Here is a 25,676-nt window from a genome sequence, read left to right as displayed (position 1 = left end):
CTTCGGCACTGCGGCGGGGTGTCTGTGTCTTTTTTGCCGCAAGTACTTGAGCAATCCATGATTCTCCGGCAATTAGCGAGGCAATCGGGCGGATTCCGTCACCCTTTCGCCACCGCAAGGCCGCAATGGCTGTGGGCCGGCCGGCCACCACGAAAGGTTTGCCCAATCGGGCCAAGCCCCGACTACAAGGCTCTTGGTTACACGTTGTCTTGGTTAATCGGCCTTCACCCGTTGCGGAGTTCTGCATGTTCTCGGTGTTCGTCCCTAACGAGTCCTCCCTGAGGAAGGCCATAGTCACAGACCTCGACAAGCTGCCCGAAAATGCCGTCTGGATTGACCTCGTGAAGCCGACCATGGCCGAGGACAAGGCGGTGGAGCGGCTCGCCGGAATCGCGGTGCCGACCCGCGAGGACATGCAGGAAATCGAAATTTCGAGCCGCCTCTATATTGAGAACAGCGCGCGCTACATGACGGCGACGCTGATGTGTCAGTCCGACACCGAGGCCCCGAAGACCACGGCGGTGACCTTCATTCTTGCCGGGCATCGCCTGGTCACCGTGCGCTACGACGACCCGAAGCCGTTCGTGCTCGTGGAAAACAAGCTCGCCCGCAGTTGCTCCGCCAGCATTACCGGCGAAATGGTGCTGATGGAGCTTCTGGATGCAGTGATCGACCGCTGCGCCGACATCCTGGAGCGCATCGGCGCCGACGTCGACCAGGTCTCTCACGATATCTTCGAGCCCGAGAGCGAACGCCACGGCAATGCCAAGCGCTACTCGCAGATCCTGATCGCCATCGGCCGCAAAGGCGATCTGACCTCAAAAGTCCGCGAAAGCCTGGTTTCGATCGGCCGCCTCGTGACGTTCCTTTCCGCCGTCATCGAAGGCGTGAAATGGAGCAAGGACATGCGTGAGCAGCTCAAGACCCAGCAGCGCGACGTCGCCTCGCTGACCGATCACGCCTCCTATCTCTCCAACAAGATCACCTTCGTGCTCGATGCAATGCTCGGCGTCGTCAACCTCGAGCAGAACAACATCATCAAGCTGTTTTCGGTGATGGCGGTGGTTCTGATGCCGCCGACCCTGATCGCCTCGATCTACGGCATGAATTTCAAGGATATGCCCGAACTGGAATGGCACCACGGCTATCCGCTTGCCGTCCTGATGATGGTGGTTGCGGCGGTCGCGCCCTACATGTACTTCCGCTGGAAGAAGTGGCTCTAAATCAGGCCTCCTCGGCACGCGATCGAGGTTAAAAAAGTACGCGGGATTCCCCGACTCCTCAGGCCACTCGCTCCGCTAAAATTTGAGCGGTGGACTGAACGTTTGCGCGACGGCTTTCTGCCATAACACTCGCGAACGATCCGCGAGAACTCCAATGGTTGAGAAAGTCATAAGGCCAATGCAGAACGTCATCGACTTCGCACGCTACCAGCAGGGCCGCAATATCGTGGTCAGGGCGCAGGCAATGTCGGCGCGCACCTGCCGGCATTGCGGAGCAGCGCTCGGCGAGGGCGAATTCGAGGACGAGTGTTCCAGCATTGCCAACACCCAGGAAGCGCTGCGCTGGCAGGCGGCCCAGATCTTGCGCGGGCTGATCTGAGGTCTTGTCGTTTTGGCGCTCAGGCGTTTCAGGCCTTCGCGCGCCTTAAGGCGCGTGCCACCACAGAGACTAGACGTGCTGGCCGCCGTTGATGTGGATTTCGGCGCCGTTCACGTAAGAGCTGGTCTCCGTGCACAGCACATAGATAATCTTTGCGACCTCGTCCGGCGTGCCGAGCCGGTGCATCGGGATTTGCTGTTCGACGATCTTTTCGGTGCCCGGCGACAGGATCGAGGTGTCGATCTCGCCCGGCGCAATTGAATTCACCCGTACGCCGAGCGGGCCGAAATCGGCCGCCATCTCGCGCGTCAGCGCTGCCAGCGCCGCCTTCGAGGTCGCATAGGCTGCGCCCGCGAACGGATGCACCCGGGAACCTGCGATCGAGGTGACGTTGACGACGGATCCTTTGGCCGCCTTCAATTCCTCGATCAGGCCGCGCGCCATCATGATCGGCGCAAAGAAATTGACCCGGAAAACGTGGGTCCAGGTCTCGAGATCGGTGTTGATCGAACCGAGCCGTTTGCCGCCTTCGGCCTTCGGCGAGATCGCGGCATTGTTGACGAGCGCGTGCAGCACGCCGCCTTCCAGCCGTTCGCGAATTTCGGAAATGCCGCGCGCGGTGTCGTCGTGATCGGCAAGATCGACCTGGATGTGGTCTTCAGGCCCGGCGTCCCACGGACAGTCTTCCGGAAACGGATGCCGCGAGCAGGTGATGACGCGCCAGCCGGCCGAGGAAAAGCGGATCACGGTGGCATGGCCGATGCCGCGGCTGGCTCCGGTGAGCAGCAGCGTCCGCCTTGGTCCGTTGTGGGCTGAAGTGGCCATGGGGTCCTTTAATCTCCCGATCAGGGATACAGCCGCGTCTTCGACCAGGTTTGGCCGGGCGCGTCGCGGCGAAATTCGATGCGGTCGTGCAGACGGAACGGGCGGTCATGCCAGAACTCGAACTGTAGCGGCGTAATGCGCCAGCCGCTCCACCCGGGCGGGCGTGGCACCTCGCCGATGATGTATTGCGCGGCAACCTTGGCGATCGCTTGTTCAAAGGCGAAGCGGCTTTCCAGCGGCTGCGATTGCTTCGACGCCCAGGCGCCGATCTGGGCCTGTTTGGGACGGGTGGCGAAATAGGCATCGGCTTCGGCATCGGTGACCGGTGATACCGTCCCCCGGATGCGCACCTGTCGGCGCAGCGACTTCCAGTGAAAAAGTAACGCCGCCTTAGGATTTGCGGCCAATTCGCGGCCTTTTTGGCTGGCGATATGGCTGTAGAACACGAAGCCGCTGCCGTCGTAGCCCTTCATCAGCACCATCCGCACATCCGGCAGGCCGTCGGTGTCGACGGTCGCAAGCGCCATGGCGTTGGGATCGTTGGGCTCGGCCTTGGTAGCTTCAGCAAGCCACGCCCCGAACAGGGCCAAGGGTTCCTCCGCGGCGGTGAAATCACCTGTTGTTAAGGGTGTCGGGTGTTTGATGGAGGTCGTGTCCGTCATTGTACGTGGAGTCCAAGGTTGCGCCCGCCCGCGGCCAGATGCGCGTTAACACCCCATGTGAGGCCAGCCTTATATAGGGCATGGGGACGCTTTGGCCTATTGCCGATCCGTCCGGCGGGGATGGCGGCGCTGATCCTGATCGGCGTCAGCGCGGGCGGCTGCAGCGTTTCGCGGCTGGACAGCATGTTTGCCAGGAACGATGAGCCGACCGGGTCGATCGGTCCGAAAACTGTTTCGGCGACGCCGACCGAGACCGATCTCGCTTTTGCCCGCAATGCCGCCTCAGACGTCCTGACCAAGGGCGACAAGGATGCGAGCCAGCCGTGGGAAAACCCCGAGACCGGTGCACGCGGTTCGGTGACGCCGCTGGCGCAGGCCTATTCTTCGGAGGGGCGAACCTGCCGGGATTTCCTCGCCAGTTACGTCAAAGGTGATTCGGAAAGCTGGCTGCAGGGCGCGGCCTGCCAGACCGGCCGTGGACAGTGGGAAATCCATACGCTCAAGCCTTGGCGGCAGAGTTAGAGCCGGGCCGCCAGTTCAGAATCTGCTTTTGCTTCGGCTTGTCTTTGCAAATGGCTGAAAATGCGCGCAATCCTGTTCCCGTCCGACGGCCACCGCGGTCGGGAAGCCCGTTGCAAAAATGCCACGAAATCCCCAGATGAAAACAGGAGCGGGCTTCGCGCCCATAGACTAAGCTCAATGACTTCCCTTGAAGGAGAACTGACGGATGCGCGACCCCTATGAGGTCTTGGGGGTGCCGCGGAGTGCTAATGCCGCGGCGATCAAGAGCGCCTATCGCAAGCTTGCCAAGAAGTACCACCCCGACACCAACAAGAACGATCCGAAGGCTGCCGCTCGGTTTGCCGAGCTGAATTCGGCCAACGAGATCATTGGTGATGAGGACAAGCGCAAGCAGTTCGATAGCGGCGAGATCGATGCCGATGGCAAGCCGCGCTTCCAGGGCTTTCCTGGCGGCGGTGCGCGCGGGCGCGCCGGCGGCTTTGAGACTCATACGTTCCGGACTGGCGGCGGTGGTGCCGGCGCGGGCTTTGGCGGCGGCGGCTTCGAGGACATCCTCAACAGCATGTTCGGCGCCGCGGCGCGCGGCGGCCGGGCAGGAGCGGGCGGCGGTGGCGCTCGCTTCGAGTTCGACCCCGGCACCATGGCGATGGACCTCGATCTGTCCGTTGCCATGACCGTCTCGCTCGAGGAGGCGGTCAAGGGGGCGGAGAAACGAGTCCGGCTGCCGACCGGAAAGGAGCTCAACGTCAAGATTCCGCCGGGCGTCGTTGCCGGCCAGCAGATTCGGCTGAAGGGGCAGGGCGAGACCGCGCCGGGCCATCCGCCCGGCGACCTCCTGATCACGGTCAGTATTGCGCCGCACGCGTTCTTCAAGATCGACGGCAGCGACCTGCGTCTCGATTTGCCGATCACGCTCTACGAGGCGGTGCTGGGCGGGAAGGTTCGCGTGCCGACGCTCGGCAGTGCGGTCGAGCTCTCGATTCCGAAAAATACGTCGAGCGGCCGCACCTTCCGCCTCAAAGGCAAGGGTCTGCCGAAAACCGGTGGAAACGGCGATCTGCTCGTCACGACTCGCATCATGTTGCCGGATGGGAACAACGCCGAGCTGGAGGCGTTAATGCAGAAGTGGCGTGAAGCGCATCCCTACAACCCTCGCAGCGATTTTTCGTAAACGCTGCGGCAACATAAGGGGTGCGGCCTCGAACTGGGGGACCAGCGCGGTACAAACCCCAGCCGAGGCCGCTTGCGTCGATCGGCGGATCGAACGCGTCACAACTTTTCGTGAGCACATGGTGCGATATTGAGACGCGTCCATGTTCCAATTCCAGATTCTTAATGTCCGAATTTGGACGTGGCCATTTCGCCACGCGTCACGCTGCGTCAGCCGCCTTTGTCGTTCTGGTCGTAGACCTGGCGCGCCACCTTGTGCAGCTTCTCCTTGTCCATTGGTCCTGAAAGCACATAGCTGACGGCGTCTTCCGACCAGTACATCGCGCCGGAATTCTCGGCGGCGGTGTAGCGCATCTGAGCCGATCCGGATTTCGAGCGCGAGGCGTAAAGCGTGTAGCGCTCGCCCGACGCGCTCTCATACATGAAGAAGGAGGCCGGTCCGGCAGGGCCCGGCAATAGCCGGCCGCCGACCAGCTTCAGCCCGCTGGCGTCCAGTTTCGGCGCGCGAACCTCCCAACCGCAGCGCTTGGTCAGCCACGTCTGCAAGTGATCGCGCTCGCTGCCCGGCACCTCGACCGGATGGCGGACCTCGACCACATAAAGCCGGTGCGCATCGAGCGCGTCCGTCGTCAGGCTCTCCATTGCCGACGGTGTCGCGGTGACGCCCCGCGCTACCCAGCCGATGCTGCCGCCGCACATGAAAGCCGCCAGCGCCGCCGCGACCGCGCCGTACAGCCATTTGCGTGGCCGCTGCACCAGCCGCTCGAGCTCCAGCCGCTTCGGCACTGCCTCATCGGCCACATGGTCGTAGCGGGCGTGCAGCGCATCCGCCATTTCGCGCCATGCCCGTACCCGTTCGGCATCATCTGGGTAGGTGGCGAGCCACGCTTCGACATCGCCGCGGCGTTCCGCCGGCAGCTCGTTGTCGACGTAAGCGTGCAGCTCGTCTTCGGTGACGGGAATCTTTGGGTCGGTCATGGTCGTCGTCTCTTCTGGGTCGAAATGATTCCGGCCGACTCCCGCACTCCCCGACGGAAATACGACCGCGTTTGCAATGCGGTTTCCCCAAAAAAATCAGCCACTACACGCTCGCTCATAAAGCTCATCATTTACTTCACCCGTCGCAGTGCCGGGCGCTCGCCTTCGAGCACCGCCTTCACGTGGGCGCGGGCACGCGCCAGTCGCGACATCACCGTGCCGATCGGCACGCCCTGGATGTCGGCGACTTCGCGATAGCTCAATCCTTCCAGCATCACGAGCAGCAGCACAGCGCGCTGATCGTCCACCAGCGTCGCCAGGGCCTTGGCGATATCGCGGCCTTCGGCTTCGGTCCCGCTGGCATCCGGATTGTTCTCCAGGAGCGGCATGAATTGCGGCCGCCGGGCCAGTGATCGCCGCCTGTTCTTGTTGAGATTGGTCAGGATGGTGTAGAGCCAGCTCCGCACGTCACCACCGAGAAAAAGCCGTTCCGAGCGCAAAGCGCGAACCAGCGTATCTTGCACAAGATCGTCAGCAATGTCGGCATCGCGCGTGAGCGCGCGCGCATACCGGCGTAGCGCCGGTATCATGGCTTCGACACTCTCGCGAAACGCCGTCATCGCGTCCGATTCCAAATCATCCCGTATGGTGCCCGGCGATCGCGAGCGTCAAAACCTGATACAAACACTAAACCCCAGATCGAAATGGCTATTCCACCCGTAATCTCACGGGTGCTCGCCTTGCATCATGGAGGGCCTGTACCGGCCATCGGAGCTGGTGTACCTCCAAACCAGCAACTGCGCATCGGAATTGTCACATCGTGAAAAACTCGGATTCGATGAACGAACGACTGGACGCCCCGGGCATTTCGCTCGCGAAACACTAAGTGCCGACCATCTATTACATCCGCCATGGCGAGACGGAGTGGAATGCGTTGGGCCGCTTGCAGGGCGCGCAGGACGTTCCGCTCAACAAACTCGGCCGCGAGCAATCGGTGCATGCGGGCCGTATCCTTGCCGAGCTGCTCAGGCGCGATAGCCGGAGCGCGTCGTCGCTTTCCTTTGTCGCGAGCCCGCTCGGCCGCGCGCGTCAGACCATGGAGCTCGTGCGCGGCACATTGAAGCTTCCGCGTTCTGCTTACGCGATCGACGATCGCCTGCGCGAACTTGGTTATGGCGAGTGGGAGGGATCGACGCTGGCTGAAGCGCAGGCGAGAGACCCTGAACTGTTCGCGCGCCGCGAGGCCGAAAAGTGGACGATGACCCCGCCGGGCGGCGAGAGCTACGTCTCGTTGCAGGCGAGGGTGGGCGAATGGTACCGCGGGCTTGCCGCCGACACGGTCGCGGTTGCCCACGGCGGCACCGCTCGGGCGCTGATGGTCGTGCTTGGTCTTGAAACCCCCGAAAGCGCCGCTGACCTGGCGACTGAGCAGGGCGCGGTTTACGTGTTCAGCGACAGCACCTTAGCGAAGTATAGTTAAGGGCGAATCGAAGCATCCAGCGAAGCGACTCGGACGTTCCTTTCAGTTTCGCGGCGACCCCGCCAAAGGAACGTCAGAGTCAAAGCTTCACTAGAACCCATATATTTGCAGTGTCCTTTGGTTCTGACATTCGTAAACGAACCCGCCGCGACACGATGCGAATGTCAGAACCGGGACACTGCCGATTTGACCCCACAGGGCCTCCCGCGTTACGACAGACCATGTCCCACAATACCTTCGGCCATCTGTTCCGGGTCACGACCTTTGGCGAGAGCCACGGGGTTGCGATCGGCTGCGTGGTCGATGGCTGCCCGCCGCAGATCCCGCTGACCGCAGACGACATCCAGCGCGACCTCGATCGCCGCCGCCCCGGGCAATCGCGCTTCACCACGCAGCGCCAGGAGCCGGATGCGGTGAAGATTTTGTCCGGCGTGATGGCGCATCCGGAAACCGGCGCGCAGGTCACGACCGGCACGCCGATCGGGCTTTTGATCGAGAACACCGATCAGCGCTCGAAAGATTATTCCGACATCAAGGACAAGTTTCGTCCCGGCCACGCCGACTACACCTACGACGCCAAATATGGCCTGCGCGATTATCGCGGTGGCGGGCGTTCCTCGGCGCGCGAGACCGCGGTGCGGGTGGCCGCCGGCGCGATCGCGCGCAAGATTTTGCCCGGTATCACCGTGCGCGGCGCGCTGGTGCAAATGGGGCCGCACAAGATCGATCGCGACAAATGGGACTGGGATGTGGTTGCGAAGAATCCGTTCTTCTGTCCCGACAAGGACAAGGCCGCTTTCTTCGAGGACTATCTCGACGGCATCCGCAAGAGCGGCTCATCGATCGGCGCGGTGATCGAAGTGGTCGCGGAAGGCGTGCCGGCCGGATGGGGCGCGCCGATCTATGCGAAGCTCGATGCGGACCTCGCGGCGGCGATGATGAGCATCAACGCGGTGAAGGGTGTCGAGATCGGCGCCGGCTTTGCCGCGGCTGAACTAAGCGGCGAGGAAAATGCCGACGAGATGCGGATGGGCAATCAGGGCGTCACCTTCCTGTCCAATCGGGCCGGCGGCATACTGGGCGGCATTTCGACCGGCCAGCCGGTGGTGGTGCGCTTTGCGGTGAAGCCGACGTCGTCGATCTTGTCGCCGCGCCGCACCGTCGATCGCAAGGGCGGCGAGACCGAAATTCTGACCAAGGGCCGCCACGACCCCTGCGTCGGCATTCGCGCGGTTCCGGTCGGCGAGGCCATGATGGCGTGCGTGCTCGCGGATCATTTCCTGCGCCATCGCGGCCAGGTCGGCAACTAAGGTCTCCGGCAAAAGCTTTCGGGCGGACCGGCCGCCCGTCCCTTAACTCGGCCCGACTGAATCAAAGCTTGGTCGATGCGCGGGACAATAGCTTCCAGTCCGCGCCCTGCTTTTGCCAATTCATCAGGATGTGGAGATTGGTAGAGCTCTTCTTGCCGTCAGCCGCGCTCTCGCTCTCGCCGCGCCAATGAAACCGCACGATGGCGGCAGGACCGACGACGCGAATGCTCAAATCGTCGTAAGCGAGCGAGATGAATTTTGATTTTCCGTTGGTGGCGTTGGCGACAAAGGTCGCCTTGTCTTCGATTCTGCCGTCGGAGTGGCTGTAACTGAGTTCGGGCGCACAGAGGCGTTCCAGTGTCTTGGCGTCTGAGGCGAATTGAGCGGCGCGAAACGCCTCCACATTTTTCTTGACGTCATCCTCATCTGCTCCCGCGTGGGTAGCAGGAACGACGCCCAGGATTCCAACGGCAAGTACCGGCAACGCCAGCTGACGGCGGCTGATATTCATTGTTTCCTCCCTCGTTTTATTATCGATCAAGTCTTGCAGCCGCCCCCGCTTTTGTCGAGCTTTTACCTAGCTATGTTATCGTACCGGTAGGGATGGCCGAGGCGTCGCCTTGACGCGCACTCGGCCTCCACATGAAGGTGGATCCCATGGATGCGCTGGCCCTGCGGAATTTGACGGAATGGCTGATCGACGGCGCGCGGTCCGCTCCCAACCCGCCACGGATGATGACGGAGACCTGCGAGCGGATGGTCGCGGCCGGGCTGCCGCTCTGGCGGGTCGGCATTTTCGTCAGGACGCTGCATCCCGATGTCATCGGACGCAATTTCCTCTGGCGGCCGGGCGCCGAGATCGTTGTCGGCACCGCGAATTATGACGTGCTGGATTCGCCGGAATATGGCCGCAGTCCGCTCAAGATCGTGTTCGGCGAGGGGTGCGAGATCAGGGCACGGATGGATGGGCCGGACGCCAAGCGCTTCCCGTTGTTCGACGATTTGCGTGAAGAGGGGATTACCGACTATCTTGCGCTGCCGCTTCTGCACGTCGACGGCTCGGTTCATGCCTCGAGCTGGACCACCCGCCAGCCGGGCGGCTTTACGGCCGCGCAGGTCAATGCCATTCGCGCGCTGATTCCGCCGCTCGCCCGGTTGATCGAAGTGACGCGGCTGCGCTTCATGTCCTCGATCCTGCTCGATACCTATGTTGGAAACCGCGCCGGCGCGCGCATCCTCGGCGGGCAGATCAGGCGTGGCCACGCCGAGACGATGGATGCTGCGATCTGGTTGTCGGATTTGCGCGGCTTCACCGCGCTGTCGGACCGGCTGCCGCCGGAGACCGTGGTCGACATCCTCAACCGCTATTTCGACTGCCAGGTCTCTGCGATCGCAAAACACGGCGGCGAAGTTCTGAAGTTCATGGGCGACGGACTGCTCGCGGTGTTTCCGATCGACGAATATGTCGGCGATGTCGGCCAGGCCTGCGCTCAGGTTCTGGAGGCGGCTTGCGAGGCCCGCGCCAATGTCGATGCCATGCAATTTCCGATCGGCGACACCGTCGAGCGCTTTCGCTTCGGTGTCGCGCTCCATGTGGGGCGGATTCTCTACGGCAATATCGGGGGCGGCAACCGCCTCGACTTCACCTGCATTGGCCCTGCGGTCAATCTCGCGGCAAGACTTGAAAAGATGGCGAGCCGTCTGCACCGCACGGTATTGGCGTCGGCGGCCTTTGCGTCGGCCTCTCCGGATCGATGGGAAGATCTCGGCGAATTTCCGGTTGCCGGATTTTCAAAGGCGGCGCGCGTTTACGGCCTGTCGGATGAGGCGCTTGCACCCGCCTGATGGTCAGTGGTCCGTCGGCTTTTTCTGGCAGCCCTTTGCCGATTTCTGATCGCATTTTTTTGGTGTTGATGTCTCGGTGACGACCGTAACGGTGCGTGAATGCGTGCCGCCCTTCGTTCCCGGCTTGACCCCCGACTGGCCATGCACGCCGGGATGGACGCGGACCGTCGGGGCCACGTGAATCGGGGCGACGTGAACGGGCGGGGGGACATAGACGGTGGCAGCCATCGCCGGCGTCGAGAACAAAAGCACTGCACCAATAATTGCACGTCTCATGATGTCGTTACTCTTCCGGTTCGATGACGCTAGGCAACGGCTTGCGGCCGACGTGGCTGCACGAGCCGCGTTGTGTCGATTTCGGATGTTAAGGCGTCGCTTTCGTCGATCCGCGTTGGCAACCAAGGAGCGCGGCGATGTTCAGCGATGTGCGGATAGCTTATAGTTGCACGATTAATTCGATAACGTCTGAGTTGTGATACGTCAAGCCGGGCGCCCGCTACTCTTCCGGCTCTGTCGTGAACAGCAACGGATAGCCTTTGGCGCGGCCAGCATCAGTCGCGCGGGTCGCCTTGGTCTCGGCGACGTCCTTGGTGAAGACGGCAACGACGCAGACGCCGCGCTGGTGCGCCGTGATCATGACCTTGTGCGCCTGGTCCTCGGTCATGCGGAACTCCGCCTTGAGAATCGTGACGACGAATTCGCGCGGCGTGTAGTCGTCATTGAGCAGAATGACTTTGTGCAGCCGCGGCCGTTCGACCTTGGTCTTGACCCTGGTTTTCGGCTTGGTGACGGTGTCGCTCATCCCTCAATAATAATGCCTTCCGGCCCGTCTTGGTACCGGCCAAGAGGGGATGGCATCATTGCAGGGGCGGAACTGTCCGCAAATAGGCCACGATGTCGGCGAGATCGCTCTCCTTCAAACCGGCATAATAGGAAAATCCCATCGGCGGCTTGAGCGTATGGCCGTCGCGGCTGATGCCATGGGTGATGGCGCGCACAATTTCCTGATCGCTCCAGCCCTTGAGGCCTGCCGCGGTGATGTTGGCGGCGATGCCGCCCTCCGGAAAGACCCTGCCGCCGCGGCCAAGCCCGGCCTTGTAGTCCGAGGTGCCCTTGGTGCGTTCGGAATGACACTCCATGCAATGACCGATGGTGACGAGATAGGCGCCGCGTTTCACCGGATCGGTGAACAGGGCCTTGTCGAATCCGTTCTCCGCGTCGGGATAGGGATCGCGGTGAACCGGCATCTTGTATTCGGGATTGGCGATCTCGTTGCGGATCGGCTTGAGCGAACGCAAATACGCGACGATGGCGTCGAGATCCTCAGGTAGCAGCGCCTTGTAGAAGTTGGCGGGCATGATCGCCGCGAGCGGCGCGCCTGCGATGCGGTGGTGGTCGGGGCGAATGCCTCGATCAGCGCCCGCTTGACGTCCTTATCGCTCCAGCTTCCGATCCCGGTTTCGACATCCGGCGTGATATTCGACGTGGTGACGACAAAGGCCGGCGTATTGAACAGGCGTCCGCCCGACAACGCCCCGTCCTTGATCGGCGCGCCATTGGCCTCACGCGGCGTGTGGCAGTTGCCGCAGGCGAGAATCGTATTGACGAGATAATCGCCTCGCTCGATCGCCGTTTCCGCCATTGCTGCATCGAAACACACGGACAGCAACAGACACAGCAAGCCCAGCCACACAATCATTTTGCCCCCGAAACATCGATTATCAAAGTGCGCTGTATGGCACGGCCGCGCGCATCCTGCAAAATCCCTGGAAGAAAAGACGTCGGCGCAAAAGATCCGGGCATATGACCAGGCCGCCCGGCGCAAAAAGCAGCAGTTATTTTCAGCTAACCTGAATGTGAACGCCGCATCATGTTCCGCCTTTCCGTCGGCCACATTGCGTGTCAACATCATCACACGACGGGAGGTCCGCAAGATGCGCTGGTATGTCTCGATCGGAGCGGTGTTGGTGGCGAGTGTGCTCACCGCAAGCGACGGCGCGGGAGTGGCCGCGCCGGATGCACGTCATCGGCCGACGATGCAGGCGGCGGACAAGGCTGCCGCCCAGGTCGATGTCGAACTCGTGCTGGCGGTCGACGTCTCTTATTCGATGGACATGGACGAACTTGCCGTGCAGCGCGAAGGCTATGCGCAGGCGATCGTCTCGAAGGAGTTTTTGCAGGCGCTGAAGGCGTTGCCGAACGGCAAAATCGCGGTCACGTATTTTGAGTGGGCGGCGTCGAACGATCAGAAGATCATCATTCCCTGGCGTGTCATCGACGGTCCCGAAACTGCCGATGCCGTTGCCGACGAAATCCTGAAAGCGCCGATCCGCCGCGCCTCGCGCACGTCCATCTCCGGCGCGATCTATTTTGCGATGCCGCTGTTCGAGAACAACCCATATCCCGGATTGCGGCGCGTCATCGACATCTCCGGCGACGGCGCCAACAACAACGGCGCGCCGGTTGTGCCGGCGCGCGACGAGGCGGTCTCCAAGGGTATCATCATCAACGGCTTGCCGATCATGGTGAAGGATCCGTCCTACTCGACGATGGATATCGAAAATCTCGATTGGTACTACGAAGACTGCGTGGTCGGCGGTCCCGGTTCTTTCGTGGTTCCGATCAAGGATCGCGAGAAGTTCAAGGAAGCCATCCGCACCAAGCTTCTGCTCGAAGTTGCCGGCCGCACGCCAGAACGCCGCATAGTTCCCGTCGCCGAGAAGGAGCCGCGGATCAACTGCCAGATCGGTGAACGGATGTGGCAGGACCGCTGGGGGCGCTGAGCCCTGCCAGGGCCGTCATCGCACAAAACGCGCCACGAGTTCGACATGCGGCGTGTGGCGGAACTGGTCGACGGGCGTAACGCCCTCGATCTTGTAGCCGCCGTCGATCAGGATGCGGGCGTCGCGGGCAAAAGTCGCCGCGTTGCACGAAACCGCGATCACCACCGGCATCTTGCTCGCAGCTAACCGCTCGGCTTGCGCCTGTGCGCCCTGCCGCGGCGGGTCGAACACGACGGCGTCGAAATCGCGCAATTCTTCGGCGACGAGCGGCCGGCGAAACAGGTCGCGGGCCTCTGCCTTGACTGGCTTTAGCCCTTGCGTCGAGCTAGCTGCCTTTTGCAGGCTCGCAATTGCGCCCGCATCGCTGTCGAAGGCAGTGATGCGCGATTTTTCGGCGAGCCGGAGCGCAAACGGACCTACGCCGCAAAAGAGGTCGGCGATCCGTTTGGCGCGTCCGCAATGCTTTGCGACCAGCGCGGCCAGCGCCTCTTCGCCCGCGACGGTGGCCTGGAGAAACGAGCCCGGCGGCAGGATCACGCGTGCCTTGCCCATCGTCACGCCGGGCGGCTCGCGCATGAGCACCAGTTCGCCGTGCCGCGTCAGCCTCGCTAGACGATGCTTCGCCGCGATGTTGGACAGCGACGCGACGAGCGCGGCTGGCAGCGGGCCGGAGCCTCTGACGTCGACATCGAGGCCGGCATCGGTCGCGGTGATCTGGATATCGAGTGGTTTGCCGATCGCGGTCAGAGGCTCTGCGAGCGCCCAGGCTGCGTCCAGCGCGCCATTGAGGCCGGGATCGAGGATCGGGCAACGGTCGATCGGAACGATATCGTGTGACTGCGCGGTGGCAAAGCCGACCTTGAGCACGTCATGGGTGCCTTTGCGCGCGTGCAGGGTCATGCGGCGGCGGCCGCTGCCGTGGCCATCGATAAGCTCTGCAACCTCGCAGTCGATCTTCGCTTGCTTAAGCGTCGCGACGACGAGGTCGCGTTTCCAGGCGTGATAGCGCGCGGGCTCCCAGTGCTGGATCGCGCAGCCGCCACAGATGCCGAAATGCGGGCAGAACGGCTCGATGCGTTCCGCGCTTGCGTGTTCGACCCGGAGCAACTGCCGCCGGTCCGGGTGATGACCGGGTGCGGGCGCGACGTCGACCGTCTCGCCGCCGAGCGTATACGGAACGAACAGGCTTTGTCCCTCGACAAGCGCGACGCCGTCGCCGAAATGGCCGACATGATCGATGAGGAGGCGTTCAACCACGACGCGCGCCGATGAAGAATTCGACGTTGCCGTCTCCGCCCGTGATCGGGGAGGGGAATACGCGGATGTCGGTGCATCCGAGCGACGATGCGAATGCCGAGATGTCGTCGCAGATTTCCTGGTGTACGGCGGCGTTGCGAATGATGCCGCGCTTGGAATGTTTGCGGCCGGCTTCGAATTGCGGCTTGATCAGTGCCAAAAGATGCATCGGCGCCGCTGCCAGCGACAGGGCGACCGGCAACACTGCCTTGAGCGAGATGAAGCTGACGTCGATCACCACCATGTCGGGCCGGGCAGGGAGCCGCTTGCCTTCGAATGCGCGGATGTCCGTCTCTTCCATGGAAACGACCTTGGGGTGGTCACGCAACGAAGGGTGCAATTGCCCATGTCCGACGTCGACCGCAAACACCACGCTGGCGCCGTTCGCGAGCAGGACTTCCGTGAAACCGCCGGTCGAGGCGCCGACGTCGAGGCAGACGTGATTTTCAATATCGATCGGGTATCGCTCGAGCGCACCCGCAAGCTTGACGCCGCCCCGCGAGACGAAGGGGTGGGCCGGTTCGGCCTTGAGTGCCGCGTCCGCGGCGATCGTCTCCGAAGCCTTCAGCACCTGTTTGTCGTTTGCCGAAACAAGCCCGGCCTCGATCGCCGCCTGCGCTCGCGCGCGGCTTTCGAACAGCCCGCGCTCGACCAGCAAAAGATCGATGCGTTTGCGGGAAGAGGGCATTGTTCAAAACCTGTCGGGTCTACGGTCGTTTGGCGCTGAGCCGTTCGGCGGCGAACCGGACGCACGTCTCGAACGCGCCCAGCTCGCGCCAGATATCAACCGGCCTTTGACGTGGCAGCACCAGCGGCCTGCCGTTGAGATCGAGCGCATGAATCATCATCAGATTGTCGTTGTGGCCGAAATCTTCAACGGTCAATCCGTCGGCATCGGTGAGATGGCCGGCGTTGGTCGTCACTTTTGTGAAACGCCGCACGCGCTCGGCGTAAGTCGCGGGATCGTTCGAATAGCCGAGACAAAGTTTTCCGCGCGCCGCCATGTAACCGAGTTCGTACACGGTTCCCGCGTCGGCACCAGGCCCCCGGAACGGCGTCAGGTTGGCAATGATGGCGTCCGCCTCATCCATCATGGCCTCGTTGGCCTTGAATATCCGGAGCGACGCATCGATAGCCACGCGATCCACGACGTTGTCGAGAGGGTAGAGGCCGATCAGGTCGTAGCGGCTGCAGATATCGACTTTCTGCCGGCCAATCTCCAACCCATCTGGCAGGAACACATCGGGTCCTGCCAGATAGATCTTCATCATAGCCATAGCGTTTTCGAGCGAAGTGGGAACCGGTTCGCGTGAAGAAAACGCGTCAAAACCAAAGCTCGCGGTCAGGCGAGCTTGACCGTCTCGGTCTTGACGTCCTTGCCGAGCGCCTCGAACACCTTGGCGACGATGCCCTTGGCGTCGAGGCCGGCGCGGCCGTACATCGCGCTCGGCGAATCGTGGTCGAGGAACACGTCGGGCAGCACCATCGTGCGCACCCTCACGCCGCCATCGAGCGCACCGCTGTCGGACATGAACTGCATCACGTGCGAGCCGAAGCCACCGACCGAGCCTTCCTCGATCGTGATCAGGATCTCGTGCTCACGCGCAAGTTTCAGGATCAATTCCTCGTCGAGCGGCTTCATGAAGCGCGCGTCGGCAATCGTGGTCGACAGGCCATGTGCAGCAAGCTCGTCGGCTGCCTTCTCGCATTCGCCAAGGCGCGTGCCGAACGACAACAGCGCAATCTTGCTGCCCTGGCGGATGATGCGGCCCTTGCCGATCTCGAGCGGGATGCCGGCTTCAGGCATCTCGACGCCGCGGCCTTCGCCGCGCGGATAGCGCACCGCGCTCGGGCGATCGTCGATCGCCACTTGCGTCGCCACCATGTGGACGAGCTCGGCTTCGTCGGAGGCTGCCATGATCACGAAATTCGGCAAGCAGCCGAGATAGGCGTTGTCGAACGAGCCCGCGTGAGTGGCGCCGTCAGCGCCGACGAGACCCGCACGATCGATCGCAAAACGCACCGGCAGGCTCTGGATCGCCACGTCATGGACGACCTGGTCGTAGCCGCGTTGCAGGAAGGTGGAGTAGATCGCGCAGAACGGCTTGTAGCCTTCGGTGGCGAGACCCGCGGCGAAAGTCACCGCATGTTGCTCGGCAATGCCAACGTCGAAGGTGCGCTTCGGAAATGCCTTGTTGAAGATGTCGACCCCGGTGCCCGAAGGCATCGCCGCCGTGATCGCGACGATCTTCTCGTCCTTCTGCGCTTCCTTGACGAGGCTCTGGCCGAACACGTTCTGGTAGGCGGGCGCATTCGGTTTGGCCTTGGCCTGGGCGCCGGTCGCGACGTCGAACTTGACGACGGCGTGATACTTGTCGGCGGAGGCTTCCGCCGGCGCGTAGCCCTTGCCCTTCTGCGTCACGACGTGGACGAGGATCGGTCCGTCCTCCATGTCGCGGACGTTGCGCAAGACCGGCAGCAGGTGATCGAGGTTATGGCCGTCGATCGGACCGACATAGTAGAAGCCGAGTTCTTCGAACAGCGTGCCGCCGTCCATCATGAAGCCGCGGGAATATTCCTCGACGCGGTTGGCGCGGTTGGCGAGGATCTTCGGCAGCCGCTTGTTGATCTGCTTGGCGACTTCGCGCAGCGTGCGATAGGTCTTGCCGGAATAGAGCCGCGACAGATAGGCCGACATCGCGCCGACCGGCGGCGCAATCGACATGTCGTTGTCGTTGAGGATGACGATCAGGCGGGAGTTGATCGCGCCGGCATTGTTCATGGCCTCATAGGCCATGCCCGCCGACATCGCGCCGTCGCCGATCACCGCGATCACGTTGTTCGTGCCACCGGCAAGGTCGCGCGCCACGGCCATGCCGAGGCCTGCGGAAATCGAGGTCGAGGAATGCGCGGCGCCGAAGGGATCGTAATCGCTTTCGGTGCGTTTAGTGAAACCGGAGAGCCCGCCGCCGGTGCGCAAGGTACGGATCCGGTCGCGGCGGCCGGTGAGGATCTTGTGCGGATATGCCTGGTGGCCGACGTCCCAGATCAGGCGGTCGCGCGGAGTGTCGAAGGTATAATGAATGGCGGTGGTCAACTCGACCACGCCGAGGCCGGCGCCGAAGTGACCGCCCGTCACCGAAACCGCATCGATGGTTTCCTGACGGAGCTCGTCGGCGACCTGCCGGAGTTGTTCTACCTTGAGCCGGCGCAGATCGTCCGGGGTGCGGATCGTGTCGAGAAGCGGCGTCTTACTGTATTCGGTCACAGCGATATTCCAATTTGTAAAGTCGGGATCAACGGCCCGACGTGAAATGGGTTGCGCAAAAACTATGCGCAAGCGACCCGGACCCGGATGCCAGGTGACCGGCTGAAGGCCCGATCGGTAGTCTTAGGCGCGCTCCGGATTGTTCAATGTGATTTGCATCACCCCAGACGGTTCCACCCTGTCCATCATTTTATTGAGCTATTTGAAGCACTTGACATCACAAGAACACCCCGGACGAGTGCCTTCGTCAGCCCATAGCGTCAGGAGCTTTACACCAAAGTGCCGCCCAAAGCCAACCGCCCGGGGAACAGCCGGGAACCCAAGGGTTTGTGTGGAACCCAAATTTCTTTCGTTGGGGGCGGCTTTCGGGGCTGAATTGGGCCAAATTACGGGCCAATCCCGAAAGACGGCCCGTCTCGCTTAACCATTTCAGCAAAGCCCCAATGCAATGCGGCGTGAGCAGCCGGGGCGATGCGCCGAAACGTCACTGAACGTCGAGAGGTTCCGTGCCGGTGGGCTGACCGCTCGAGTCGGTCGTGATCTTGTCGACGCGTGCTTCTGCCTGGCGCAGCAATTCCTCGCAGCGGCGCTTCAAGGTTTCGCCACGTTCGTAGATCGCAACCGACTCCTCCAGCGGCACCTTGCCGTCTTCGAGCCGCTTGACGATGGATTCGAGTTCCTCCATCGCGCGCTCGAAGCTCAGTTTCTTGACGTCGCCTTGCGCGCTTTCAGCCATCTTGGTTTCCTGGATGTGTTGTTTGTCGGCGCTTCAATTTGGTCGGCTCAGGATGCCGATCCCATCAGGGCGCTGACATGGGCCGCGACCGATTCCTTCAGGCCCTGAAGATCATAACCGCCCTCCAGGACCGAGACAATTCGTCCCCCCGCGCTGCGGTCGGCGACTTCCATCAGCTTTCGCGTCACCCACCCGAAGTCGTCCGCCTTGAGATTGATCGAGGCGAGGGGATCGCGATGATGCGCATCGAATCCGGCCGAGATGATGATCAGTTCGGGGCTGAACTTGCTCAAGTTCGGCAGGATCATGTTCTCGAAGGCCGCGCGGAACCTGGTGCTGCCGTCTTCCGGCGCAAGCGGTGCATTGACGATGTTGTCATGTTCGCCGCGTTCGCCGGTTGCGCCGGTGCCGGGGAACAGCGGCATCTGATGCGTCGAGCAATACATCACGGTCTTGTCGGCCCAGAAAATATCCTGGGTGCCGTTGCCGTGGTGGACGTCGAAATCGACCACGGCGGCGCGGCTGATGCCATATTTCTTCTGGGCGTGACGCGCCGCAATGGCGGCATGATCGAACAGGCAAAAGCCCATCGGCCGATTGGTTTCGGCGTGATGGCCGGGAGGGCGCATTGCCACGAAGGCGTTGGAGTGCTTTCCCGACATGATCGCATCCGTCGCGGCAACCGCGCCGCCGACGCCGCGCATCACCGCTTCCCAGGTTCCGGATGACATCGAGGTGTCGCCGTCGAGATAGACGATGCCGTTCGTCGGCGCGATGCGGCGCAACTCGCTGACATAGTGCTCGTCGTGGCACAGCGTGACCAGATCGAGCGAACCTTCCGGCGCCAGTTCGCGCACCAGCGGATCGAACCGTTTTTCAGCGAGAGTCTCGTCAACGGCGCGAATCCGGTCCGGCCGCTCGGGATGGCCTGGCGGGGTCAGATGGTTGAGGGTCGACGGATGGGATACGAGAAGCGTCGTCATAAACACCCTTTGCACGCGCCCGGCGCGCCGTTCGAGGAACTCGCAATGTAAGGGCTGATCGCGGCCGGGGAAAGGCCGCCGCCACTAGTTCGCCCGTTTGATGCGCGCGGCAGGTGCTGGGCTGATCGGGCTGTTGGCCTGGAAGTAGGCGTAGAGCGCATCGGCATCATAGACGCCGAATTGCTGCGCGGTGCCGTCCTTGAGCGCCGCAAAACCGTCGCCGCCGGTGGAGAGATAGTTGTTCACGGTGATGCGATAGCTTTTGGCGGGATCCACACGCTCGCCGTTCAGCGACATCGAATCCGCGATGACGCGCTCGCCGAACGGCTTTGTATCGTCCCACGCGTAGCTGAATCCTCTCGACACTTGCAGGATCCGTGGCCGCTTCGGATCCAGCCATTGCTGTTCCAGCATGGCCTTGATCTGGCTGCCTGAGATCGTGAGCGTGACGAGCTGATTGCGGAACGGCTGGCTTGCAAAGAGGTCGGCATAGGTCACTGAGCCGTCCTCCTTGCCTGCAACGTCGGCGCGCAAGCCGCCGGGATTGGTGAAGGCGGCCACCGCGCCACCATCGGCTGCGCTTGCGGTCGCCGCCAGCTGCGCGTCGGCGACGACATCGCCAAGCGCGCTCTCGCCGGCCTCGTTCGGCACGCGCGACAGCGCAGCTGTGACCGATCCGGCGCGCCGATTTGCGATGGGCGCTGCGAGTTTGTCGTAAGTGGCGATCAACGCCGTCTGGTCGGGGTCCTTGGCTAGCGTATTGCTGCGAACGATGACGTTATCCGCCTTGGCGCTGACGACGTCGCGCGTCCTGGTGTCGAGTGTCACGTCGATTGCTGTGACCAGCGTGCCGTATTTGTCGGCCGAGGTGACCAGCCGTCCGTCGATGTTGCAGACATAGGCTTGATGGGTGTGGCCGCTGATCACGAGATCGACCGCACGGTCGAATTTCTTGACGATCTCGACGATCGCGCCCGCGATAGCGGGGCATTCGTTGTAGTCGCCGGTCGGATAGCCGCCTTCGTGAATCAGGACGACGATGGCTTCGACGCCGCGCGCCTTCAGTTCCGCGACCTGCGCATTCACGGTGTCGGCTTCATCGCGAAATTCCAGGCCCGCCGCGCTTGCTGGCGAAATGATGCCGGAGGTGCCCTTGAGCGTCAGGCCGATGAAGGCAACGGGAATACCGTCGAACTCCCTGATTTCGTAAGGAGGAAAAACCGTCTTGCCGGTCGCGGTCTCGATCGTGGAAGCAGCCAGGTAGTGAAACTTCGCGCCCGTGAACGGGTGCGGTCCCTGACAGTTGTCGACCGGGTGGCAGCCGCCATTCTGCATCCGCTTCAACTCGTCCTTGCCCTCGTCGAACTCGTGATTGCCGACGGCGGCAATCGCAAGCCCCATCATCGAAAGCGACTCGATCGTCGGCTCGTCGTGGAACATGGCCGATAGCAGCGGGCTCTCGCCGATCAAATCGCCGGCCGCAACGAAGATCGTATTCTTGTGACCGTGCTCAAGCTCCCTGACGAGGGTCGCCATGTACTCGGCGCCGCCGGCGGGCACCGTGATCTTCCTGGTTTTGTCATTGGGATCGGCGGTCCTGATTCCGCCGGGTGAGGCGCGTAGGTAGCCGTGGAAATCATTGATCGCGAGAATGCGCAAATCAATCGTTACCGGTTGCGCCGCCGCTGGAGGTGAGGTGACCAGCATCAAGGCGGTGAAAGCCAGCGCGAGCGAATGTCTCATGGCGCGACAATAGGGAGCGGGGACGACGATTTCACGAAGCTTTGTGCCCAAGAAGCTCAGGACTTCTTCCGCGCAAAAAACGCCTTGAACGCCGCGACCGCCTCAGCCGAGCGCATCCGTTCGCCGAACAGGTGGCTTTCGTGGTCGATCCGGCGGATCAGATCTTCCGGCGTATGCTTGAGCAGCTTGCGTGAGGCGGCGACTGCCTCGGCGGGCAGGGAAGCGATTTCGCGTGCCACTTTTTGTGCTTCGGCTTCGAGTGACTCCGGCGCGACCACCGCGTTGACGAAGCCGGCCTCGCGCGCCTCCTCGGCATCGAGCTTGCGGCCCATCACCAGCATGGAGAACGCGCGCTGATGTCCCATCATCCAGGGCGCGAGCAGGCTGGAGGCGCCTTCCGGCACGAGACCGAGATGAATAAAGGGCGTTGCGAAGGTCGCGCGAGTCGAGGCGATCACCTGATCGCAGTGAAACAGCATCGTCGTGCCGATGCCGATCGCGATGCCGTCGACGGCCGCCACGATCGGCTTGGCATTGTGGGCCAAAGAATGCAGGAATTTGATCGCCTCAGAGGCTCGCGGTGTGCCGGTATTGGACGTACCGGCCTTCAAAAAGTCTTCCAGATCGTTGCCGGCAGTGAAGACGCCCGGTTCGCCCGAAATGATCAGGCAGCGGACTGAGGCGTCGCCTTGCGCGCTATCGATCGCCGCGCTCATGTCGCGATACATGTCTTGCGTGATCGCGTTTTTCTTGTCCGGCCGGGAGAGCCGGATCACGCGCACGGCGTCTTCGTCGGTAACGGTGACATGTCCGGTCATATTTCTTGAGCCTTCAGGCAATGGCGGGAGGTGCCGAAATATCCTATATTTACGGTCACGTCGTCCACAACTAGCCTCAACCTCACCACGGGATTGCCTTGGTTTGGTCAAACCGGGGTGAAGGCTGGGGCTGTCCTATGCTCGGACAGACCGCATGCGACTCGCCGGCGGGGACCGGTGACGGAGGGCCAATGCAAGCCAGCGCGAAGCCTAACACGACCGATCGTCGTGATTTCGTTGAGATTCCATCCGATCAGGTGCGGGTTGCGCCATCAGACGCAGAAATCACCGACCTCCTGCGCGCAGCCGCGCGACAGCATTCGGAGACCGAAGTTCGCGCTGCTCTCGAAGCAGACGCCGCGTCGGTGCCGGCGGTCGATGCGACGTTTCGCGCGACCGCCGTCAATGACGATCTGCCGGCACGCGGTTCGAGCTTTGGCCGGAGGTTGATGCGCGCGATCGCCGCCCTTCTGGTGGCGGCAGGTATTACCGGCGTTGCGCTGACCTGGCAGACGTTCGGCTACGCCGCCAAGAAGACGCTCATAACGTCGTTGCCGAAATGGGCGATCGTCGCCTCGCTGCCGCTGGACAAGATAGGTCTTGGCAAGGAATCAAGCCCATCTGATCAACCGGCCGACGCGACTGCGGCGCCCGCAGCTGACGCGCCCGCGCCCGCGCAAAACACGGCCGATAGCGGCACGCCCGATAATGCGGCGGCGAGCGCCGCGGCACCGTCGTCCGATAGCGCGCAGCAGCTGCAGTCGATGGCGCGCGACCTCGCCAGCGCCAACCAGCAGATCGAGACGCTGAAAGCCTCGATCGCGGAGTTGAAGGCGAGCCAGCAGCAGATGGCGCGCGATTTCGCCAAGGCATCCGACAAACTTGCTGAGCAGAACGCCAGGCCCAAGACCGCGGCTGTCGCGCCGCCGCGTCCGGCGGTGGCCCCGCACAAGCCGGCACCGGTCTATTCACCGACAGCAAGCTATTCGCCGTCGCCTGCGGCCGCGCCACCGCCGGCCTATCGGCCAGCGCCGTCGTCCTATGCGGCGCAGGCTTCGGCGCCTCCGCCGCCCGCCGCCGCGCAGTCGAATGTTCCGCCGCCAATTCCGTTACAGCCGCAGGCTGATCCCGGGGTGACGTCGGTGCCGCGCCCGCCGATGCCGGTGCAATAAAATTGGCCTGTTGAAGCGCGATTACCTAACGGGCCGCGGCAATGCTTTCGGGAACCGGCGTGGGCCGGAACCATTTCGCGCGTTGCGAGGTTTAAGGCGCACGTCTTCCCAAACAGGGAGAATGCCATGAAGATCGCGAAAGTCGTTTTGGGCGGCGCAGCCGCGTTTGCCGTTCTCGGTTCGGCGGCTCTGGCCCAGCAGGCGCACACCGGAACCATCACCCAACTCAACCGGCTCAACAACACGGTCGCGATCCGGCAGACGCAAAACGGTACGGTCGGCGCCAATACCGGCGGCGCGGCCGAGGAATTCAAGGTTGGCAACGGCATCTCGCTGGAGACGCTGCATGCCGGTGATATCGTCAGCTATTCTGTCAACGACAGCGGCGGCGCCAAGACGATCACCAAGCTGGAACGAAAGCCGCCGTCAGCCCAATAGGACTGCGTCCGCGCCGTTCACGGCGTCAGCGCTATCGGTGACGGTCTTCTCGAGCGCCGGCGCCTGCACCGAGACGTTTTCGGCAAAGAACCGCGCCAGCGTGACGTAACGCTGCGGGTCGGCTTCGCCGAGGTTTCGTGCGGCCAGCGCCTCGTTCGCCAGCATGCACCCGCCGAGCGTTGCGCCGAACAGCCGTAAATAAGGTGTGGCGCCGGCGAGCGCTTCGTTGGGAGAGGAGGTTACCCGTTCCAGCAGCCAGTGGCTGGTGCGCTCCAGCGAGGCCAGCGCATCGCGGAGTTTGGCGCCCGTGGTCCCGAAAGCCGGATCGTTGGAGACTTCAACCTGTTTGACGATGCCTTTGAGTTCGTCGAGCAGGGCCCAGGCCGATTCTCCACCGTTGGCTGCGAGCTTGCGCGTCACGAGGTCGATCGACTGGATCCCGTTGGTGCCCTCGTAGATCGGGGTGATACGGGCGTCGCGATAGTGCTGCGCGGCGCCGGTCTCCTCGATGAAGCCCATGCCGCCGTGGATCTGCACGCCGATCGATGTGACTTCATTGCCGATATCGGTCGAGAAGGCTTTCGCGATCGGCGTCAGCAGCGCGCCACGCGCGGCGGCGGTGGCGCGCACCTTGGCGTCCTTGGCGCGCACGGAAATATCGAGCGCGACCGCGGTCGCATAGCAGATGGTGCGGGCGGCCGCTGTCAGGCTGCGCATTTGCATCAGCATGCGTTTGACGTCGGGATGCACGATGATCGGATCGGATTCGGTGCCCGGCTTGCCGACGGCGCGGCCCTGGCGGCGCTCCTGTGCAAAGGCCAATGCCTGCTGATAGGCGCGGTCGGCGATGCCGACGCCCTCGAGGCCGACGCCGAGCCGCGCCTGATTCATCATCGTGAACATGCATTGCATGCCGCGATTTTCCTCGCCGACCAGGTAGCCGATCGCGCCGCCTTTGTCGCCCATGGTCATGGTGCAGGTCGGAGCGGCATGCATGCCGAGCTTGTGCTCGATGCCGCTGACATAAATGTCGTTGCGCGCGCCGAGCGAGCCGTCGGCATTGACCAGGAATTTCGGAATCAGAAACAGCGAGATGCCCTTGGTGCCGGGAGGCGCATCGGGCAGCCGGGCAAGCACGAAATGAACGATGTTGTCGCTCATGTCGTGATCGCCATAGGTGATGAAGATTTTCGTGCCCTTGATGCGGTAGGTGCCGTCGGAAGCGCGCTCGGCGCGACTGCGCAGCGCGCCGACATCGGAGCCGGCCTGCGGCTCGGTGAGCTGCATGGTTCCGGGCCAGTCGCCCGAGATGAGTTTTTCCAGGTAGATCTTTTTCAGTTCTTCGCTGCCATGGGCATCGAGCGCTTCGATGGCGCTGAGCGTCAGCAGCGGGCAGAGGCCGAAGGCGATGTTGGAGGCGCTCCAGATTTCGGTGCAGACCGCATTGATGGCAAGCGGCAAGCCCTGGCCGCCGAACGCTTCCGCCCCCGAAACCGCGTTCCAGCCGGCAGCCGTCCAGCGCTTGTAGGCGTCGGGCCAGCCGGGTGCGGTGATGACATCGGAGCCCTTGAGCTTGATGCCGTGCTCGTCGCCCACACGATTCAGCGGGGCCAGCACATCGGAGGCGAATTTGCCGGCCTCCTCGAGGACGGCGGTGGCAATATCGCCGTCGAAATCGCCGTAATGGCCGGCCTTCACGGCGGCCTCGAGCCCGGCGCCATGGTTGAGGGCGAGCAGCATGTCGGTGATCGGCGCGCGATAGGTCATGGGTTAAGGGCCTCGCTAGGCGTGGGTGCGTGACGCCGTCTTCCCACGAAACGATCCGCCTCTCAACTCTTACCCTCCGCGGCGGCCGGCAGGGGCTCCTCGTGGCGCGAACGGGGCGCGGAATCTCCCGCTGAAGGACGCCGGCCGGCCAACGGCCGGACGTAATATTCAACCGGATTTTCCGCCTCTACCCTGTTGAAATCGCTCAACCGTCTCTATAGACCGACGTGGCCGAACGAAAGCTTCGGGGAGGGCGCCTGCCATCCCGTCTTCCGGCC

27 protein-coding genes are annotated in these 25,676 nt (G+C 62.8%); 10 read left to right on the top strand and 17 right to left on the bottom strand.

Annotation, left to right across the window (positions count from 1 at the left end; all coding sequences use genetic code 11):
* Positions 1-245 precede the first annotated feature (245 nt).
* Positions 246-1,223, top strand: coding sequence for a magnesium transporter CorA family protein (locus VFB05_RS03950; protein ID WP_325009013.1), 978 nt, complete (start codon positions 246-248; stop codon positions 1,221-1,223).
* Positions 1,224-1,377: 154 nt separating this feature from the next.
* Complete coding sequence (locus VFB05_RS03945; protein ID WP_325009011.1) at positions 1,378-1,602, top strand: hypothetical protein; 225 nt, start codon at positions 1,378-1,380, stop codon at positions 1,600-1,602.
* 69 nt (positions 1,603-1,671) lie between these two features.
* Here VFB05_RS03945 and VFB05_RS03940 read toward each other — a convergent pair whose 3' ends face one another.
* Positions 1,672-2,427, bottom strand: coding sequence for an SDR family oxidoreductase (locus VFB05_RS03940; protein ID WP_325009009.1), 756 nt, complete (start codon positions 2,425-2,427; stop codon positions 1,672-1,674).
* Between the two features lie 20 nt (positions 2,428-2,447).
* Positions 2,448-3,089 carry a pyridoxamine 5'-phosphate oxidase gene (gene pdxH / locus VFB05_RS03935; protein WP_325009007.1) on the bottom strand — a complete coding sequence of 214 codons (642 nt, stop codon included), beginning with the start codon at positions 3,087-3,089 and terminating at the stop codon, positions 2,448-2,450.
* A 99-nt stretch (positions 3,090-3,188) separates the two neighbouring features.
* Here pdxH and VFB05_RS03930 point away from each other — a divergent pair, with 99 nt between their 5' ends.
* A complete protein-coding gene (locus VFB05_RS03930; protein WP_414643144.1) occupies positions 3,189-3,611 on the top strand; it encodes an RT0821/Lpp0805 family surface protein in 423 nt (140 codons plus the stop codon).
* Between the two features lie 205 nt (positions 3,612-3,816).
* Positions 3,817-4,782 carry a DnaJ C-terminal domain-containing protein gene (locus tag VFB05_RS03925; protein WP_325009005.1) on the top strand — a complete coding sequence of 322 codons (966 nt, stop codon included), beginning with the start codon at positions 3,817-3,819 and terminating at the stop codon, positions 4,780-4,782.
* 209 nt (positions 4,783-4,991) lie between these two features.
* On the opposite strand, the gene VFB05_RS03920 is transcribed toward VFB05_RS03925, so the two are convergent.
* Both VFB05_RS03920 and VFB05_RS03915 read right to left on the bottom strand, forming a co-directional pair.
* Positions 4,992-5,759, bottom strand: coding sequence for an anti-sigma factor (locus tag VFB05_RS03920; RefSeq protein WP_325009003.1), 768 nt, complete (start codon positions 5,757-5,759; stop codon positions 4,992-4,994).
* 131 nt (positions 5,760-5,890) lie between these two features.
* A complete protein-coding gene (locus tag VFB05_RS03915) occupies positions 5,891-6,379 on the bottom strand; it encodes a sigma-70 family RNA polymerase sigma factor (RefSeq protein ID WP_325009000.1) in 489 nt (162 codons plus the stop codon).
* Between the two features lie 266 nt (positions 6,380-6,645).
* Here VFB05_RS03915 and VFB05_RS03910 point away from each other — a divergent pair, with 266 nt between their 5' ends.
* Entirely contained in the window at positions 6,646-7,239 is a 594-nt protein-coding gene (locus VFB05_RS03910) for a histidine phosphatase family protein (protein WP_325008998.1), read from the top strand.
* A gap of 221 nt (positions 7,240-7,460) precedes the next feature.
* Positions 7,461-8,549, top strand: a complete 1,089-nt coding sequence (aroC, locus tag VFB05_RS03905) for a chorismate synthase (RefSeq protein WP_325008996.1) — start codon at positions 7,461-7,463, stop codon at positions 8,547-8,549.
* A gap of 61 nt (positions 8,550-8,610) precedes the next feature.
* On the opposite strand, the gene VFB05_RS03900 is transcribed toward aroC, so the two are convergent.
* Positions 8,611-9,060 (bottom strand): nuclear transport factor 2 family protein, encoded by a 450-nt coding sequence (locus VFB05_RS03900; protein WP_325008994.1) that lies wholly within the window; start codon positions 9,058-9,060, stop codon positions 8,611-8,613.
* Between the two features lie 146 nt (positions 9,061-9,206).
* Between VFB05_RS03900 and VFB05_RS03895 the strand changes: the two genes are divergently transcribed.
* A complete protein-coding gene (locus VFB05_RS03895) occupies positions 9,207-10,394 on the top strand; it encodes an adenylate/guanylate cyclase domain-containing protein (RefSeq protein ID WP_325008992.1) in 1,188 nt (395 codons plus the stop codon).
* 3 nt (positions 10,395-10,397) lie between these two features.
* Here the strand turns inward: VFB05_RS03895 and VFB05_RS03890 are convergent, their stop codons facing one another.
* The 3 genes from VFB05_RS03890 to VFB05_RS03880 all read right to left on the bottom strand — a co-directional run bounded on the left by VFB05_RS03890 (position 10,398) and on the right by VFB05_RS03880 (position 11,752).
* Positions 10,398-10,670: a hypothetical protein gene (locus tag VFB05_RS03890; protein ID WP_325008989.1), complete on the bottom strand. Its 273-nt coding sequence runs from the start codon at positions 10,668-10,670 to the stop codon at positions 10,398-10,400.
* Between the two features lie 220 nt (positions 10,671-10,890).
* Entirely contained in the window at positions 10,891-11,196 is a 306-nt protein-coding gene (gene clpS, locus VFB05_RS03885) for an ATP-dependent Clp protease adapter ClpS (protein WP_325008987.1), read from the bottom strand.
* A gap of 55 nt (positions 11,197-11,251) precedes the next feature.
* Entirely contained in the window at positions 11,252-11,752 is a 501-nt protein-coding gene (locus tag VFB05_RS03880; protein ID WP_325008985.1) for a c-type cytochrome, read from the bottom strand.
* A 576-nt stretch (positions 11,753-12,328) separates the two neighbouring features.
* Between VFB05_RS03880 and VFB05_RS03875 the strand changes: the two genes are divergently transcribed.
* Entirely contained in the window at positions 12,329-13,177 is an 849-nt protein-coding gene (locus VFB05_RS03875) for a DUF1194 domain-containing protein (RefSeq protein ID WP_325008983.1), read from the top strand.
* A gap of 15 nt (positions 13,178-13,192) precedes the next feature.
* Here VFB05_RS03875 and VFB05_RS03870 read toward each other — a convergent pair whose 3' ends face one another.
* The 8 genes from VFB05_RS03870 to VFB05_RS03835 all read right to left on the bottom strand — a co-directional run bounded on the left by VFB05_RS03870 (position 13,193) and on the right by VFB05_RS03835 (position 22,021).
* Positions 13,193-14,434 (bottom strand): class I SAM-dependent RNA methyltransferase, encoded by a 1,242-nt coding sequence (locus VFB05_RS03870; RefSeq protein ID WP_325008981.1) that lies wholly within the window; start codon positions 14,432-14,434, stop codon positions 13,193-13,195.
* Positions 14,427-15,161 carry a TlyA family RNA methyltransferase gene (locus VFB05_RS03865; protein WP_325008979.1) on the bottom strand — a complete coding sequence of 245 codons (735 nt, stop codon included), beginning with the start codon at positions 15,159-15,161 and terminating at the stop codon, positions 14,427-14,429. Before VFB05_RS03865 ends, VFB05_RS03870 begins: the two co-directional genes overlap by 8 nt.
* Positions 15,162-15,180: 19 nt before the next feature.
* On the bottom strand, positions 15,181-15,741 hold the full coding sequence (locus tag VFB05_RS03860; RefSeq protein ID WP_325009164.1) for a nucleoside 2-deoxyribosyltransferase: 561 nt from the start codon (positions 15,739-15,741) through the stop codon (positions 15,181-15,183).
* Between the two features lie 74 nt (positions 15,742-15,815).
* On the bottom strand, positions 15,816-17,741 hold the full coding sequence (gene dxs, locus VFB05_RS03855) for a 1-deoxy-D-xylulose-5-phosphate synthase (protein ID WP_325008977.1): 1,926 nt from the start codon (positions 17,739-17,741) through the stop codon (positions 15,816-15,818).
* Between the two features lie 484 nt (positions 17,742-18,225).
* Positions 18,226-18,477, bottom strand: a complete 252-nt coding sequence (locus VFB05_RS03850; protein WP_325008975.1) for an exodeoxyribonuclease VII small subunit — start codon at positions 18,475-18,477, stop codon at positions 18,226-18,228.
* A gap of 47 nt (positions 18,478-18,524) precedes the next feature.
* On the bottom strand, positions 18,525-19,460 hold the full coding sequence (locus VFB05_RS03845) for a histone deacetylase family protein (protein ID WP_325008973.1): 936 nt from the start codon (positions 19,458-19,460) through the stop codon (positions 18,525-18,527).
* An 84-nt stretch (positions 19,461-19,544) separates the two neighbouring features.
* A complete protein-coding gene (locus VFB05_RS03840; protein ID WP_414643143.1) occupies positions 19,545-21,203 on the bottom strand; it encodes a bifunctional metallophosphatase/5'-nucleotidase in 1,659 nt (552 codons plus the stop codon).
* Positions 21,204-21,259: 56 nt separating this feature from the next.
* Complete coding sequence (locus VFB05_RS03835) at positions 21,260-22,021, bottom strand: crotonase/enoyl-CoA hydratase family protein (RefSeq protein ID WP_325008971.1); 762 nt, start codon at positions 22,019-22,021, stop codon at positions 21,260-21,262.
* A 191-nt stretch (positions 22,022-22,212) separates the two neighbouring features.
* Between VFB05_RS03835 and VFB05_RS03830 the strand changes: the two genes are divergently transcribed.
* Complete coding sequence (locus VFB05_RS03830; protein WP_325008969.1) at positions 22,213-23,193, top strand: hypothetical protein; 981 nt, start codon at positions 22,213-22,215, stop codon at positions 23,191-23,193.
* A 126-nt stretch (positions 23,194-23,319) separates the two neighbouring features.
* Positions 23,320-23,631: a copper-binding protein gene (locus VFB05_RS03825; RefSeq protein WP_325008967.1), complete on the top strand. Its 312-nt coding sequence runs from the start codon at positions 23,320-23,322 to the stop codon at positions 23,629-23,631.
* On the opposite strand, the gene VFB05_RS03820 is transcribed toward VFB05_RS03825, so the two are convergent.
* The gene (locus tag VFB05_RS03820; RefSeq protein ID WP_325008965.1) at positions 23,620-25,398 is read right to left on the bottom strand and encodes an acyl-CoA dehydrogenase; all 1,779 of its coding nucleotides are present in this window, start codon (positions 25,396-25,398) and stop codon (positions 23,620-23,622) included. The two genes, VFB05_RS03825 and VFB05_RS03820, sit on opposite strands and share 12 nt — an antisense overlap.
* Positions 25,399-25,676: the final 278 nt, after the last annotated feature.

The organism is Bradyrhizobium sp. (genome assembly GCF_035652035.1).
Taxonomy (GTDB): Bacteria; Pseudomonadota; Alphaproteobacteria; order Rhizobiales; family Xanthobacteraceae; genus Bradyrhizobium.
This window is presented reverse-complemented; position numbering and strand designations above follow the sequence as displayed.

Coding starts and splice junctions, on each gene's coding strand:
- VFB05_RS03915 (WP_325009000.1), bottom strand. CDS start 6,379: ATGACGGCGTTTCGCGAGAGTGTCGAAGCCATGATACCGGCGCTACGC.
- VFB05_RS03875 (WP_325008983.1), top strand. CDS start 12,329: ATGCGCTGGTATGTCTCGATCGGAGCGGTGTTGGTGGCGAGTGTGCTC.
- VFB05_RS03850 (WP_325008975.1), bottom strand. CDS start 18,477: ATGGCTGAAAGCGCGCAAGGCGACGTCAAGAAACTGAGCTTCGAGCGC.
- VFB05_RS03895 (WP_325008992.1), top strand. CDS start 9,207: ATGGATGCGCTGGCCCTGCGGAATTTGACGGAATGGCTGATCGACGGC.
- VFB05_RS03865 (WP_325008979.1), bottom strand. CDS start 15,161: ATGCCCTCTTCCCGCAAACGCATCGATCTTTTGCTGGTCGAGCGCGGG.
- VFB05_RS03845 (WP_325008973.1), bottom strand. CDS start 19,460: ATGACGACGCTTCTCGTATCCCATCCGTCGACCCTCAACCATCTGACC.
- VFB05_RS03835 (WP_325008971.1), bottom strand. CDS start 22,021: ATGACCGGACATGTCACCGTTACCGACGAAGACGCCGTGCGCGTGATC.
- VFB05_RS03890 (WP_325008989.1), bottom strand. CDS start 10,670: ATGAGACGTGCAATTATTGGTGCAGTGCTTTTGTTCTCGACGCCGGCG.
- VFB05_RS03880 (WP_325008985.1), bottom strand. CDS start 11,752: ATGCCCGCCAACTTCTACAAGGCGCTGCTACCTGAGGATCTCGACGCC.
- VFB05_RS03940 (WP_325009009.1), bottom strand. CDS start 2,427: ATGGCCACTTCAGCCCACAACGGACCAAGGCGGACGCTGCTGCTCACC.
- VFB05_RS03945 (WP_325009011.1), top strand. CDS start 1,378: ATGGTTGAGAAAGTCATAAGGCCAATGCAGAACGTCATCGACTTCGCA.
- VFB05_RS03860 (WP_325009164.1), bottom strand. CDS start 15,741: ATGAAGATCTATCTGGCAGGACCCGATGTGTTCCTGCCAGATGGGTTG.
- VFB05_RS03820 (WP_325008965.1), bottom strand. CDS start 25,398: ATGACCTATCGCGCGCCGATCACCGACATGCTGCTCGCCCTCAACCAT.
- VFB05_RS03840 (WP_414643143.1), bottom strand. CDS start 21,203: ATGAGACATTCGCTCGCGCTGGCTTTCACCGCCTTGATGCTGGTCACC.
- VFB05_RS03900 (WP_325008994.1), bottom strand. CDS start 9,060: ATGAATATCAGCCGCCGTCAGCTGGCGTTGCCGGTACTTGCCGTTGGA.
- VFB05_RS03920 (WP_325009003.1), bottom strand. CDS start 5,759: ATGACCGACCCAAAGATTCCCGTCACCGAAGACGAGCTGCACGCTTAC.
- VFB05_RS03950 (WP_325009013.1), top strand. CDS start 246: ATGTTCTCGGTGTTCGTCCCTAACGAGTCCTCCCTGAGGAAGGCCATA.
- VFB05_RS03925 (WP_325009005.1), top strand. CDS start 3,817: ATGCGCGACCCCTATGAGGTCTTGGGGGTGCCGCGGAGTGCTAATGCC.
- VFB05_RS03830 (WP_325008969.1), top strand. CDS start 22,213: ATGCAAGCCAGCGCGAAGCCTAACACGACCGATCGTCGTGATTTCGTT.
- pdxH (WP_325009007.1), bottom strand. CDS start 3,089: ATGACGGACACGACCTCCATCAAACACCCGACACCCTTAACAACAGGT.
- clpS (WP_325008987.1), bottom strand. CDS start 11,196: ATGAGCGACACCGTCACCAAGCCGAAAACCAGGGTCAAGACCAAGGTC.
- aroC (WP_325008996.1), top strand. CDS start 7,461: ATGTCCCACAATACCTTCGGCCATCTGTTCCGGGTCACGACCTTTGGC.
- VFB05_RS03825 (WP_325008967.1), top strand. CDS start 23,320: ATGAAGATCGCGAAAGTCGTTTTGGGCGGCGCAGCCGCGTTTGCCGTT.